Consider the following 12968-nt stretch of genomic DNA (forward strand, 5'->3'; position numbering starts at 1 on the left):
AAGTATAGGTATATACTATATCCGTAGTCACAATAATAAAAGTAGGCATTTTTTTATGCCTTTCTGAACAAGAATCAAATGAATCACTTATTGTTTGACGTGTGACAATGTTCTTCTAGGAAACCGGGGATGGTTGCCGAAAATGATATTAGTATTTCTGATGAGATTGAACAACAGGCAGAAAGGCTTGAATGGGGTACCACCACATGCCCATCAAGCTAAGACAAATCATTACCCCCATAACGAAAAAAACGCTATTCTTTCTGTAATATCATGGAAAGGATGGTGTTTTTTATGTGTAGCGAGGTTTTAAATGAATTGACTTTGTTTTCTCAGGAATTGCAACGATCTTTGTCCCCACAATCTCTGCAACAGCTGGCTAGAAAAGTGGGCTTTGTTCAAAGGACAAGTAAGTATCAAGCTAAAGATTTAATAGCGTTATGCGTGTGGCTAAGTCAAAAAGTAGCGAGCACTTCCTTGACTCAGTTATGTAGTTCTTTAGAATCTTCAACGGGTGTCTTGATCAGTCCTGAAGGACTCAACCAACGATTTAATCCATCGGCTGTTAGGCTTCTACAACATGTATTCACTTCCTTGCTTACTCAAAAGCTATATACCTCTCAGGCTATACCTCATCGTTATGTTGCTCAGTTTCAACGTATACGAATCTTGGATTCTACTACCTTTCAACTTCCAGATATGTTTGCCTCAACTTATCAAGGATCTGGAGGGAGTAGTCATACAGCTGGCGTAAAGATTCAATTAGAATATGATCTTCTCAGTGGTCAATTCATGCATGTTCACTCGGGACCAGGTAAACAAAATGATCGAACCTACGGTTCTACTTGCTTACAAACCGTACAAACTGGTGATTTATGCATACGTGATTTAGGTTACTTTGACCTGAAAGATCTCCATCAAATGGATGAGAATGGAGCTTATTATATCTCTCGCTTAAAATTAAACAATCGGATTTATTTAAGGAATCCTGAACCGGAATACTTTAAAAACGGAACAATCAAAAAGCAAACTGAATATATTCAACTGGATTTAGAAGAGATCATGAGTCAATTAAAACCGGGGCAAACCTTTGAAATCACTGACGTTTACATTGGCCAGTATCAAAAGTTGACGGCTCGAGTTATTTTCCACCGACTGACCGAAGAACAAACCCGAAAACGATGGAAAAATCAAGCGTTAAAGGAGAAAAAGAAAGGGATTGTCATGAAGGAACGGAGTAAACGATTGAGTGCGATGAATGTATACATCACCAATGCACCACCCAAAGATGTTCCAACGGAACACGTTCACGATCTTTACTCATTACGTTGGCAAATCGAATTACTCTTTAAAACATGGAAATCCTTCTTTGAAATCGATCATTGTAAAGAGATCAAAAAAGAGCGATTAGAATGTCATCTCTATGGTCAACTAATTGCTATCCTCCTTTGTTCATCTACCATGTTTCAAATGCGGCAGCTACTCCTCACCAAGAAAAAACAAGAAATTAGCGAATATAAAACCATTTATATCATCAAAGATTATTTTTTATTACTGTTTCAATCGATACAAAAAAGCACCCAAGAGCTATCAAAGGTCCTGTTTCGCCTGTTTGCCCTCCTACAGAAAAACGGGCGAAAGTCTCATCGATACGAGAAAAAGACAGTCTTTGATATTTTGGGTGTTGTCTATCAGTATACCATGGGTCAAAAGAAAGCAGCATAATTTAAAAAAATAGCCTGTTCCAGGCTTATTTTGGCATGTCTCTCTTTAGAAGTATAGACATCACTTTACAGAAACGTCTCTATTCTACGCATTTATTAATATTAGCTTGATGGGCATGGGGTACCACCAGCAAAACGCGAATTTACAACGTTAAGGAAATTCCAAAATAAAAAGCCCAATTTCTACAGCATTAAAATTGAGAAATTGGACTTTTTTCGTTACTCCAGAAAAGCGCCCGATTGTTGAAGATCCAAGGCTGTTGAAGCTGGCTGGCACTTATTGAAGTCTAGCACCCGTTAGTATAAGTAGAATAATTCACAAACTTTCAATATGGCAATGAATAAGTAATCATTTGATTAAACGTTATCAAAGTAAATTTAGTATTGGGGAAAGGATTTGTAACAATATTTGTTTTAAAGATAGTGCCATTGAATGAGTAGAAAAATCATTTTTATTCAAAGGCTGGACAGATAAAACTGCAATATTCCCGTCCGTGTAATACCAATCTCCGCCACCATTGAATCCAAAAAGGTTAGGTTGATCAAACGATACAACAAGTGTAGATTTCATAAATGGTTTTAAATCTTGGACAACCCTTTTTCTCTCTTCGTCCACAGAAGGTGAAATATGATGAGTGGGCAGATGCGACCTACCACTAAGTTCAATCCCGTGATCATAGGTAGCTGAACCCAACCACACTTCCTCATCATTGATTGTTGAATGGGTTTTCCAAAGTCGAATGTGGTCTCTAATTTGTACGCTATTGGTTGGTTTTTCAAAAGCTAAATCTTGCTTTCGATGATATAGGTAAAGGTTACTTACAGGAGCAGTGGGATACGGTAAATTACCCAAAGAAGCTACCGCTATTTTTACACTCGTTTTATCAGTTATTGGATCTGGGATCTTCCACCCAGCTTCTTTAAAATATTTGTTGATTTTCTGTTTAGACCCCAAAATGAGGACATTAATTGGATCACCAGGTTTTCCAGATTTGGTTGTAGTCTTTAAAGGATAGTCCATTTTTGATAATAATGGACTCTTCCCAAACGGATAAAATTGTATAAAAAGAGTAACTCCAACACAAAAAACTAAGATAATTACCACAGACAAAGATAGCCGTATGAGATATTTACGAAATACCTTATTTGAACGTGTCATTCTAATTAATTACACCCTTGACAACTAAAATAAATGACCCCATCACTCATACTTCCTTTCGTTAAATGATTCAAGGTTTTATAACCTAACACATAATAAATTTTAACACAGTATATTGCATAAATAACCACACTCTTCCACTAAACTGCCATTGAGGAAGCAAATTAAAAAAGAGTTGCGTCAGCAACCCCTTGTTTAACTCTTGCACCCGTTACTTTAAGTGAAATAATTCACAATGAGCATTAATGATGTAATAACTAATCATCCATTGAGCTTCGCTTATTAAAGTCCAATTTGTTATAAAAGGAGCGTAGGGACAAGCGAACGATTGTTCCTAAAATGGAAATTCCTAATACTAAAACATACTCTTAAATCTGAGAACAACTTTTGGAGGTCCATCGTTTACATACTGCATGTATTAAGGAAGCCAATTATTAGAACAATAGGAATCACTCGCCAATTATGGTGGGTTTTTTCACGTTTTTTACGAAGTTTTCAATAAGAAAATAAGAGGAATTAAACGATAAGGTGTGGTTTATTATGAAAACTAAGCTAGTCGTGATACCCCTTCTTTTTTTATTGATTAGCGGATGTTCCAATAAAGAAAATATCACATCAAACAATATTGATAATGTACCCATAAAGGATATGTCAACATCTCCAAATAATGATTATGCTTTTAAAAATTACTTAGTCAATAAATATAAAAATCAAACACCTAAACTTTGGGGTGAAGAGGTCCCTGGTGTATATAGACATGAAGAAACAAATAATAAGGTTATCGCCTTAACCTTTGATGCATGCGGAGGTCCGAAAGGAAGCGGTTATGATAAGGAGTTAATTAATTATTTACGACAAATGAAAATCCCAGCTACCTTTTTTATCAATAGCCGATGGATCGATGCAAACTATTGGACATTTTGGGCATTAAACCGAATACCACAATTTGAAATTGAAAACCATGGCTACCTTCATAAACCACTTTCTGTAAATGGTAAATCTGCATGGGGTATTAAAGGAACCCAAAATGTTGGTGAGGTTGTAGATGAAGTCCTGCTTAATCATCGGAAGCTGCAACAATTAACCGGCAAAACTCCAAAATTTTTTCGATCAGGAACCGCTTATTATGATGAAGTTGCAGTAAAGATTTTAGATGAAATTGGCGAAAGACCTGTAGGCTATAGTGTTTTAGGTGATGCAGGAGCAACATACAATCGGGAGCAAGTGAAGAATGCCCTCCTATCTGCTAAGCCGGGATCCATTGTCATCATGCATATGAATCATCCTGAAGGGCAAACCTTTGAAGGCGTAAAAGATGCCATCCCTTTACTTATACAACGCGGATACCGTTTTGTAAAATTAACAGAATTTCCTTTACAATAACTTGTCTACTTTTTATAATTCGTTTTAGCTAAGTAGGTTTTTTATTGTATGAAGAGTTGGAACATCATTGAAATGGAACATCATTGAGGTCTAGAACGATTGAAAGCTAACGAGACTCAAATCCCGACCCAAGTGAAGATTATTCACCTGGGTCTTTTCTCGATTGTCGCATTGTTTCATTGCAAAAAGGACAGACGACTTCCACTTCTTCATCTTCTTTTAAATCAAAATGAAACTCTTCCACCACATATTCAGGAACCTCGTCTTCTTTACCGCAATCTAAACACTTAAAAATCAACATTTTTATTTCTTCATTTAAACCAAATGGATCGTCCCTATCTAACCGCATTTAAACGTCAATTAACTTTAATTCTCCAGTAAGAATTAGAACACCTTTTTTAACTAACCTGCCATATTTCAACTTATTTCTCATAATCAGAGTCCTTTGTATTTTCTATTCACCTATGAACTGTTGTTTTATTTTCACTTACTTTTAACTTTCTTCTGGTGGACAAACTTCATTTTAACTATCTGCGTAAATCGTCCTCGGTTGGGCAAAATATGTTCTGGGATGTGCTGTCAATGAATTAGCGCTTCCCAAAACAAAACTAGGGAGTGAGATGGATGACTGACAATAATGAACGCAATCGTGATGATAACAACGCTGGTGAAGCTGTAGGAACTAGCGCCGGTGCTGTTGCGGGTGCTGCTGTGGGTTCTGTTCTTGGTCCCATTGGTACCGTTGCAGGTGCTATTGCTGGTGGAGCGATGGGAAATAAGGCGGGCGATAGTGTCGATGCTGCTAACAGTCGTACCACGAACCGAGACGAGTAGAATTTCAATAATCAAACGAAAGAGGGACTTTTAAATGACAGTTGGAACACAGGTAAAACAAGCTTTAGCAGGTTTAAAAAGTGCTTAGGCAAGCTTTGAATCTTTTGCGTTAGCTACCGAAAATCAAAATGCAAAACAGCTTTATCAACAAGCCGCGCAGCAAACAAAATCCGTGCTTGACAGCCTTGAACCTCGTCTTCAAGAAATTCAAGGTGAAGAACCTCAGTACAATCAGTAAAAAATTATAACCGTTATTCTTAAATATGATAAACCATCCCAGAAATAATTTATCGCGATCAGAATATGATATTTTATGAAAAAATCTAGTCCATTTTCCTGAACCATCCTTTATAGGGTGGTTTTGTACAATCTGGTCCATTTCATTAAGAAGAGTGCATTTCTTGTTCTAGAAATGCGCCCGATTGCTGAATATGGAAAATGTGAAAAAGCTGTATATTGTTTTCTCATCTTTAAAGCAACAAAATTGAAAATTACGATGGAAGCAAAAAATAAGACCATACATAGATTCCCCAATTTAAATGGTATAATTACATCTTAGTTTAGACTACAAATAGGGAAATAATTCTTTATGCTTTTTTTCTTCTTATTGAAGTAAACGCACCCGTTTGTTGAAGAAGAAAATTTGTTGTTTTATCAACTATTATGTTTTTCAAACCTACGTATATCAAAGGACTTCTATCTAACTTAAAGTAGTAAAAGCATTTCTTTTGGACAGCTTGTCAGCCACTAAATAAATTGCAATATAAATCGGAAAAGAGTAGAAATATTTCCAAAAAACAGGGTCATAAATATCCATTAAACGAAAAAAAGGTTCTGCTACTAATGATGCAAAAAGAGCAAAAAATACTGCCTTATAAGAAGGGTTTATTTTTGGTTTTACTTGAATTAAAATCATGATAGAAACAGGCAATAAGCAGAGATCAAACGGTAAATAAGCAGGGATAACTGGAAACATCGGATATATGTAATGCCACGCTTTTAACTGCATACCGATTGCGTCAAAGCTAACTGAAACAAGCATAATAAACAAACCTGAATAAAAAAGTCGATCAGTACTATTGCGTCTTCTTATTAAGAACCAAACTATCCAACTTAATAATGATAAACCTATTCCAAACCACCAACGCCAAGAAAACAGTACCTCTTCTTGCCATATTTTAAACCTTGTTTCATAACCTTGATTGATTAAATTTATTCCTTTATACATTTCGTAATGTAATCTATCCAAAAACATCACCCATAATAAAAAGATGATTATAAAATTCCCTATTATTATTAAACTAAACCACTTTAGTGCAATAAAAAAAGCTGCCATAATGAGAGACTGATCTTCAACTCTTGCACCCGTTAGGTTAAGTACAATATTTCACAATCTTGCATAAAAACTATTACTAAAAGTTTTATTTTGTGTAAATATTCTAAATATGTAAAAAAGCTTACTCAAAGAGTAAGCTTAACCGCTATAAATACTATCACAAAATCCAGGTTTTGGTTCATAAAAACAATGTTCTTTAAATTGACCAGATTGAGGTTGACCATACCATGTTGGAGGGCATGGAGCATGTGGATTAAAATACCAAAGAGCAAATTTCGCTGGGGGGTCTCTCCAATAATCCAAATTCTGTTTTGCTAATCTTCTTTCAGAAGTTCTTGCTCTTTGATAAAATACATTCCCTTTTTGAACTGCTTCAAAGGAAAAATTTCCTCCTTGTACTTGAAAAATAACTTGGTTAATTGTTCTTAAACCTTTAAAGTCTGTACAATTTGCTACAAGACGATTCACAATTACATTTCCAACATATAACATTCCCTGTTTTCCTTCACCTTCGGCTTCTGCTCTCATCATCCTTGCCATTAAGTCAACGTCTGAACTTCGGTAACTTACTCTAGGCATTTTTCCACCCCCAAAATATAGTATGAAAAAAAGGCTACATTCATGTGATTGTTTATATATAAGAATGCTTAGTTTTTAAGTAAAATGAAAACTATTGCATTCTTTTTATACCTTTATTCAACTATACTCCCTCAATAAAGAAAGCGAAATCTCCCGATTTCTCCGTTTTTCTTAGATTTTCATAGTGGTTTACATTGGGTTAATCGCTTAATAGTAGGGTGTAAATTACTGAAAAGGATAAATCTGGACCCTTTGAGAAAAAAGACTTATAGCCCACTAACCAATAACTTACAGAAATTGGTGGATGAGTTAAAATATGATCGCACTGGTGGATGTCCACATTTCTCATGGAGGTCAACCCTCCCATGCCTCACAGAGTCTTCGCTCTCAAATTCCTTCGTCCAACCTTTCCATGAGGTGGATGTCAGCCATGCTGCCCCACAGGGTCCTTTGCCCGTAATTTAGTTGCTTTGCCGACTAATCCGTGCTTCAAATATACCCAAAGCTATAAAACTCGTCGTAGCTACTATTGAATCAAATCTAAAACAGAATCAAGCGACCATTTCTACCTTCTTTGATACTGACAAATGAGGAATATCCTTTAACATCTTTTCTTCACTAAATTCAAATTGCTTTTTACCTATGCTAAAGAAAATACGGATCAGTTTATTACATAAAGCAATAATAGACTGCATTTTCTTTAATGGATTATCAGAACGTTGTGTATAGTAAGCGTGTAATGCTTTAAAAGCTGAATTTTTTGCGACTAGAATCATACAAACTCTAAACAACAGAGCCCTTAGTTTCTTCCGGCCCCTCTTTGTAATTGTCGTTTTTCCTTTGTGCTTACCGGATGTATTTTCTTTTAAACTTAAGCCAGCCAGCTTAATAATTTGTCGGGGATGAAAATAATCATTTAGATCACCTACTTCCGCAAAGAAACCGGCGACCGTATCCCTTCCAACCCCTTTAATGGCCAACATTTGTGGTACACCTGGTATTTCATCAAGTAAAATATCTATTTTTGCATCTAATTCTTCGAATTTAATCTGGATTAATTCATATTTATCAAGTAATGTTTTCAGCTCCAATTTAGCCATATCAGAGCCCTGCCGAAGTCCGATGGACTTACTGGCTGCTTGCTTTAACTCTCGAATCTTATTAAGCCCCACACTCCGGGTAACGGCTTTTCTCAGGTGGGTGAGCAGTTCTTGTTCAGAAAAATTTATTATTTCATGCGGTAAGGCATATAGTTTCAAGAATTGTATTGCCGTCTTGCCTTCCCACTTCTTAAAGACTGTAAGAAATTCTGGAAAGTACCGATCAATCCAGTTATGAACTTGGCCTTGAACCGTCTGGAGGTCATCCGTTAAAAGATCACGTATTTTCTTAGCCACCCGGAGTTCGGCATAAACTCCTTGTGGTATTGTAGGTTCGGCGTATCTTCCGTCTTTGACCAGCTGGGCAATTACTTTGGCATCTTTCACATCATTTTTAGTTGGTGAATTATCATCAAGTTCCTTGCTTTTCTTAACGTGCAAGGGATTTACCACTACAAACTTAATCTCATTTTCTTTCAAAATGTGAGCCAGGTTGAACCAATAATGGCCTGTCGGCTCCATCCCAACCACCACTTTATCCATGCATTGTTCTTTCTTTGTTTCTGAAATCCACTTAAGAAAATGACAGAATCCGTCTTTTGTGTTTTCAAAATAACAAGGGGATCCGAACTCAATTCCTCTAAAGTCCTGGGCACGTGCCACATGCTTGAATTTAGCGATGTCGACTCCTATAATAAGTGTTTGAGAAGTAATTTGAGCAATTTTCTTATTTTGGTTATAATTCATTTTAGGCCTCCTGGTATTTGAGTGTTGTCCTTTTCGCTGGCCAGCTTCGGGACTCTCTCATTCTACCAAGAGGTTATTTTTTTGTTCAAACTCCATTTTCCTTCATTACAGGAATGCTGCTTCGTTAGCTGAACAAGCAAAAAGACCGCCGCAGCGATCTCAACTTTAACTATTGCACCCGTTAGTTGAGTAAAGTCATTATTAAAAGTTAAATTCGCTAATCAATTACCATTTTTCTTATATTTGCTTACTGCTTTTATTTCTAGCTGGCTTATCCATTTATAAAATCCTAATAATATCAATAGAAGTATCGGGTCTACGATTGCCGAGTACCCAAGCGTCCACCATCCATTATGAAAGTATCCCCAAGGATTCGGTAATTTAGCTATTGCTTCGTAAATTACTATTGATAATACAAAAGTTACAAGGTACGCAAATTGTTTAGTAATTTTCTTTTTAAAAGGAAACCAATTTAAAAAAATTATATTAACTGGTGGGACTAATAGTAAATGTGGAATAATTCCTTGCCAATCAATGGCTTTAGTAAAATACCAGTAACCGTGATATTTATAATCAACAATAACATCAAATATTATCTGAAACGCAACGGTAAATGTCCAAATTTGTATAATTTTATTACCTGATAGGTTCTTATTTGTCTTAAAGGCGATAAAATTATAAACGATAATTGCTATAATAAGTCCTATCACGTAATCACCTCTATTTTATATAATTACCATTTTTTTGAGGGATACGCTTATTATTCGGTAATTACAAAATTCAACGTAAAAATAATATTTCTTCAACTAAACTGCATCCTTTAGTTCAATAAAAAAGAAGGCTGCCGCAGCAACCCTTTGTTCCACTAAAGAATTACTATAAACCATTAAAAAACCTGTATTGATTTATAAATCGATGCAGGTTTTTTAATAATGTTTATTGTCAATTTGATTTCCTATTATTTTTTTCTTCCGTTAGAATATATTTTATAAAGGACTTTTTTTTTGAAAATATTCCAAAAAATTTTGTAAAAATATTTAACTCAGACGAAAGGTGATGATATGTTTTTCATTCTTACATTTCCAAACCCAATTTTGTTTCAAAAAGCAATGAATGTTGAACACATTTATAGTGTAACTCCACTTTTGAATGAAATGAAAACGTTCGTGGAAAATTCGCCACATGTATTAGGAATTTCATTACCGCAAGTCGGCGTATCAAAACGGGCTTTTGTTGCTCGATTTACAACAGGAACAGAAATTTTAATCAATCCAAGTTTTGATATACTTGATCCAACACCCAACTCATTACCATCTGGCGAAGGATGTATCTCTCTCCCAGGGATTATAGGGATTGTTCAGCGCTACCTCATGATAAGGATTTCCTATTTATCAATCTTTGGTGAAAGGATATTCCGTGAGATGGGAGGTATGGATTCGATTATATTCCAGCATGAATTTGATCATTTGGAAGGAATTCTTTTTACAAGCAAAACTTTGCAGGCATTTTAAAAAGGCAACGGATTTTGGGGCTGTTGACAAAAATAATAGGATTTTCTAAAACCTGAATAGAATTTTTTCTATACAGGTTTTTTATTGGGGGAATTTTTTATGATGGGTCGTAAAGATGAATATCAAAGTAAACTTGAATTTATTGATTTAAATGTGTTTGTTCCTTCAAATCATATTCTTCGTCAAATTAATGAAAAAATAGATTTCTGCCACGGTAGTGGAACAAGAAAAAATGCTGCCGCAGCAACCTGGTCTTATTCAATTCTAGCTACCCGTTAGTTGAACAAGAAAAAGAGTCGCCGCTACGACTCTTGGTTAAACTCAAGCCCCCTTTCGAATCAGTTACTTCCTTATAGTTGGGTTCTATTTAAATTATCGATGGGCATAGTAAAAATGAGGTGAATAATGAAAATCCCCTAAATTTTCACAAGTTATTCTTTAAGCCGATACGTTCACGAATGACATTCGTTTTATGATAAGTATTAAAACAGGTGCTTTCGTCTAAATGAAGACTGCACCTGTTTTCATTAGGATGGATTTTTATCGGCTACTATTTGTTTAGATAATCTTTTATCTATAACTCCAACAAGGAAAATAAGAAATAATGCTAAACAAATATAGTAAATTTGGTCCCACCACACGAGACTATGAAGAATTCCAATCTTTTCAAGAACTTGATTCACAGTATAAATAAATAAACCTGTTAAAATATATTTGATCCATTTCGGTTTCCAATTGATTTTAATCATAAGACAATAAAAAAGACTTACGCATAAATAGTAAATTGCTGAGAATGCAATGGAATCTTTCCCTACATTCCCAAACCATCTAGGGCGATAAAATCTATTCAAGAAAAAGAGCATCGGAAGAATATGGGCACTTGCAGATATGGAACCCGTGATTAAATAGAGCATCAAATTGTGTTTGAATCCCCTTGAAGGGTGTAAAATCCATTTATAGAAAATCTTAGCTAAAGCAAAATATAAAGGGAGACCCAATCCCGTATATGCTAATTTCCACCAGTGCTGTGTATAGATATGAAGCTTTAAAAATAACCATTCAATCCCTACAAAGAATCCAGAAAAAAAGATGATCCAAAGCCAATTTAAGTGGAAAGTTGCTATCAAGGTTGCTGTGACCGGTAAAGATAATGCGTTTGAGAAAAACGCTCCCAATTCACTGTCATAAAATGAATTACGCTTGATAATATTGGGGTTATAATCATAGCTTCCTAAGAAATTAAATATAGTGGTCTCGATGATATAACCAAATCCAACCATTGTTAAATAAAGAAACAGGGATCGAGTGTTTCTTTTTTTTAATAAAATAAAACAAAACAGTATCGTGCTTGAAATGAGTAATGCAAAAAACCAATAACTACTATGCACACGGTTCACTCCGGTACTAAAAGAATTCCTAAAGTTTATCCTCTTAATTTTTTTATTATTAGAGATTCTCTAATTTCTATACTTCATATTGATTCATTACGGTGAAACGTATCATAAATACGGTACATTAAAAATCATTTTTGTTGGCGGTACCTCGTAAAAAGGTGGCTTCCCCATCCCCATCTTAAGAGACGAAGTTAATGTTACCGTAGGCAAAAATAAAGGATTAAACGAAGATATCATTATTCGATTTGTTTCCGCTGCATACGTTGAACTGGTGGAATGGTGGCTTAAAGAAGGAATACCTTATCCGCCACGCGTTATGGCAGAGCAAGTCGGAGAATTAGTAGAGAGAATATTATAATTACTAAAAAATATTAAAGCGCGGAAGTTCAACAGCCAGGTATGAACATGGCTGTTTTGTTCGCAGCAATAAATAATAAACTTTGTTCAAATCATTCAATATAATGGGTACTTAATTGATTTAGTATTTACACAATTTTAGAAATGCCTTTAATTTAGTTTGGTGACACCAGACAAATATAAAAAAAACGATTTTACTAACAAAGAAAGAATACTTTTTTCTTAATATTGTGAAGAAATACACTTAAACTAAACTGCTTCGTTAGCTTAAGTACATTTCTTCACAATCTTTTCTCTATTTTAACATAAATATCCATTTCTGTTTTTACAAAAAAAGTACCACAAACGAACGTTTTAGGGAAAAACTTTCCCCATCTATAATTCACATGCTTTTTTTTGTTTTCTAATACCTAAACCCTTCCCTTTATCATCTTCCCTTAAATTGACAGTTAAATAAAGGAGACACAGCAAACTCCATATTTTACCATATGTTGAACGTTCTCCACGCCGCCCCCTAGAGGCTTCCCCTCCTATGTCTCAACGGGTCAATTGCCCTTTTGTTCAATAAATCTGGTAATCCGTACATATTTGAAATCCTCCGAAATTTGTGAGATTTTAATTCAAGAAGAAAAGCTATCTAACGACCGCTTCTCAACCAATAAGCCTAAAGCTTATATACAAGTATGTACCTTATTGGACCTTTTGGCATCAAAAGGTAGTTTTATCTTCAGTCTAAAAGGTTATATTAATTTTAGTCCTAAATACGAACAATATGCTATTACGATTTTAAGAACGTACTACAACTTTTATATGCCATATAAAGCTTATGGAAAATTGGCTACAC

At 35.0% G+C, this 12968-nt stretch carries 13 protein-coding genes and 2 pseudogenes; 8 read left to right on the forward strand and 7 right to left on the reverse strand.

Going from position 1 to position 12968, the window contains the following annotated elements:
• Positions 1 to 294 precede the first annotated feature (294 nt).
• The gene (locus AC3ANV_RS13815; RefSeq protein ID WP_488309352.1) at positions 295 to 1725 is read left to right on the forward strand and encodes an IS4 family transposase; all 1431 of its coding nucleotides are present in this window, start codon (positions 295 to 297) and stop codon (positions 1723 to 1725) included.
• Positions 1726 to 2091: 366 nt separating this feature from the next.
• Here the strand turns inward: AC3ANV_RS13815 and AC3ANV_RS13820 are convergent, their stop codons facing one another.
• Positions 2092 to 2883, reverse strand: coding sequence for an LssY C-terminal domain-containing protein (locus tag AC3ANV_RS13820; protein ID WP_488309353.1), 792 nt, complete (start codon positions 2881 to 2883; stop codon positions 2092 to 2094).
• Between the two features lie 540 nt (positions 2884 to 3423).
• On the opposite strand from AC3ANV_RS13820, the gene AC3ANV_RS13825 reads away from it, so the two are divergent.
• Positions 3424 to 4266 (forward strand): polysaccharide deacetylase family protein, encoded by an 843-nt coding sequence (locus tag AC3ANV_RS13825; protein ID WP_488309354.1) that lies wholly within the window; start codon positions 3424 to 3426, stop codon positions 4264 to 4266.
• A 139-nt stretch (positions 4267 to 4405) separates the two neighbouring features.
• On the opposite strand, the gene AC3ANV_RS13830 is transcribed toward AC3ANV_RS13825, so the two are convergent.
• On the reverse strand, positions 4406 to 4615 hold the full coding sequence (locus AC3ANV_RS13830; protein ID WP_488309355.1) for a hypothetical protein: 210 nt from the start codon (positions 4613 to 4615) through the stop codon (positions 4406 to 4408).
• A 275-nt stretch (positions 4616 to 4890) separates the two neighbouring features.
• Here AC3ANV_RS13830 and AC3ANV_RS13835 point away from each other — a divergent pair, with 275 nt between their 5' ends.
• Positions 4891 to 5100: a hypothetical protein gene (locus tag AC3ANV_RS13835; protein ID WP_488314217.1), complete on the forward strand. Its 210-nt coding sequence runs from the start codon at positions 4891 to 4893 to the stop codon at positions 5098 to 5100.
• A 34-nt stretch (positions 5101 to 5134) separates the two neighbouring features.
• Positions 5135 to 5338: pseudogene (locus AC3ANV_RS13840) on the forward strand (DUF1657 domain-containing protein).
• Between the two features lie 462 nt (positions 5339 to 5800).
• Here AC3ANV_RS13840 and AC3ANV_RS13845 read toward each other — a convergent pair.
• The 4 genes from AC3ANV_RS13845 to AC3ANV_RS13860 form a co-directional block, all read right to left on the reverse strand.
• Complete coding sequence (locus AC3ANV_RS13845) at positions 5801 to 6349, reverse strand: CBO0543 family protein (protein WP_488309356.1); 549 nt, start codon at positions 6347 to 6349, stop codon at positions 5801 to 5803.
• 225 nt (positions 6350 to 6574) lie between these two features.
• Positions 6575 to 7015: a cell wall hydrolase gene (locus AC3ANV_RS13850; protein ID WP_488309357.1), complete on the reverse strand. Its 441-nt coding sequence runs from the start codon at positions 7013 to 7015 to the stop codon at positions 6575 to 6577.
• A 551-nt stretch (positions 7016 to 7566) separates the two neighbouring features.
• A complete protein-coding gene (locus AC3ANV_RS13855; RefSeq protein ID WP_488309358.1) occupies positions 7567 to 8862 on the reverse strand; it encodes an IS110 family RNA-guided transposase in 1296 nt (431 codons plus the stop codon).
• Between the two features lie 221 nt (positions 8863 to 9083).
• Positions 9084 to 9572, reverse strand: a complete 489-nt coding sequence (locus AC3ANV_RS13860; protein WP_488309359.1) for a hypothetical protein — start codon at positions 9570 to 9572, stop codon at positions 9084 to 9086.
• A gap of 351 nt (positions 9573 to 9923) precedes the next feature.
• Here AC3ANV_RS13860 and AC3ANV_RS13865 point away from each other — a divergent pair, with 351 nt between their 5' ends.
• On the forward strand, positions 9924 to 10373 hold the full coding sequence (locus AC3ANV_RS13865) for a peptide deformylase (RefSeq protein WP_488309360.1): 450 nt from the start codon (positions 9924 to 9926) through the stop codon (positions 10371 to 10373).
• Positions 10374 to 10472: 99 nt separating this feature from the next.
• A complete protein-coding gene (locus AC3ANV_RS13870; protein WP_488309361.1) occupies positions 10473 to 10652 on the forward strand; it encodes a hypothetical protein in 180 nt (59 codons plus the stop codon).
• A 248-nt stretch (positions 10653 to 10900) separates the two neighbouring features.
• Here the strand turns inward: AC3ANV_RS13870 and AC3ANV_RS13875 are convergent, their stop codons facing one another.
• Positions 10901 to 11761 carry a hypothetical protein gene (locus tag AC3ANV_RS13875; RefSeq protein WP_488309362.1) on the reverse strand — a complete coding sequence of 287 codons (861 nt, stop codon included), beginning with the start codon at positions 11759 to 11761 and terminating at the stop codon, positions 10901 to 10903.
• A gap of 277 nt (positions 11762 to 12038) precedes the next feature.
• Here AC3ANV_RS13875 and AC3ANV_RS13880 point away from each other — a divergent pair, with 277 nt between their 5' ends.
• Positions 12039 to 12125 carry a TetR-like C-terminal domain-containing protein gene (locus AC3ANV_RS13880; RefSeq protein WP_488314218.1) on the forward strand — a complete coding sequence of 29 codons (87 nt, stop codon included), beginning with the start codon at positions 12039 to 12041 and terminating at the stop codon, positions 12123 to 12125.
• A 587-nt stretch (positions 12126 to 12712) separates the two neighbouring features.
• A pseudogene (locus tag AC3ANV_RS13885) lies at positions 12713 to 12793 on the forward strand (DUF3895 domain-containing protein); the annotation flags it as partial.
• Positions 12794 to 12968 lie beyond the last annotated feature (175 nt).

It is taken from the genome of Neobacillus sp. DFD-2R, assembly GCF_057747865.1.

Excerpts from the sequence above, each read along its gene's own strand:
- AC3ANV_RS13815 (WP_488309352.1), top strand. The coding sequence starts at position 295 with ATGTGTAGCGAGGTTTTAAATGAATTGACTTTGTTTTCTCAGGAATTG.
- AC3ANV_RS13820 (WP_488309353.1), bottom strand. The coding sequence starts at position 2,883 with ATGACACGTTCAAATAAGGTATTTCGTAAATATCTCATACGGCTATCT.
- AC3ANV_RS13825 (WP_488309354.1), top strand. The coding sequence starts at position 3,424 with ATGAAAACTAAGCTAGTCGTGATACCCCTTCTTTTTTTATTGATTAGC.
- AC3ANV_RS13830 (WP_488309355.1), bottom strand. The coding sequence starts at position 4,615 with ATGCGGTTAGATAGGGACGATCCATTTGGTTTAAATGAAGAAATAAAA.
- AC3ANV_RS13835 (WP_488314217.1), top strand. The coding sequence starts at position 4,891 with ATGACTGACAATAATGAACGCAATCGTGATGATAACAACGCTGGTGAA.
- AC3ANV_RS13850 (WP_488309357.1), bottom strand. The coding sequence starts at position 7,015 with ATGCCTAGAGTAAGTTACCGAAGTTCAGACGTTGACTTAATGGCAAGG.
- AC3ANV_RS13855 (WP_488309358.1), bottom strand. The coding sequence starts at position 8,862 with ATGAATTATAACCAAAATAAGAAAATTGCTCAAATTACTTCTCAAACA.
- AC3ANV_RS13865 (WP_488309360.1), top strand. The coding sequence starts at position 9,924 with ATGTTTTTCATTCTTACATTTCCAAACCCAATTTTGTTTCAAAAAGCA.
- AC3ANV_RS13870 (WP_488309361.1), top strand. The coding sequence starts at position 10,473 with ATGATGGGTCGTAAAGATGAATATCAAAGTAAACTTGAATTTATTGAT.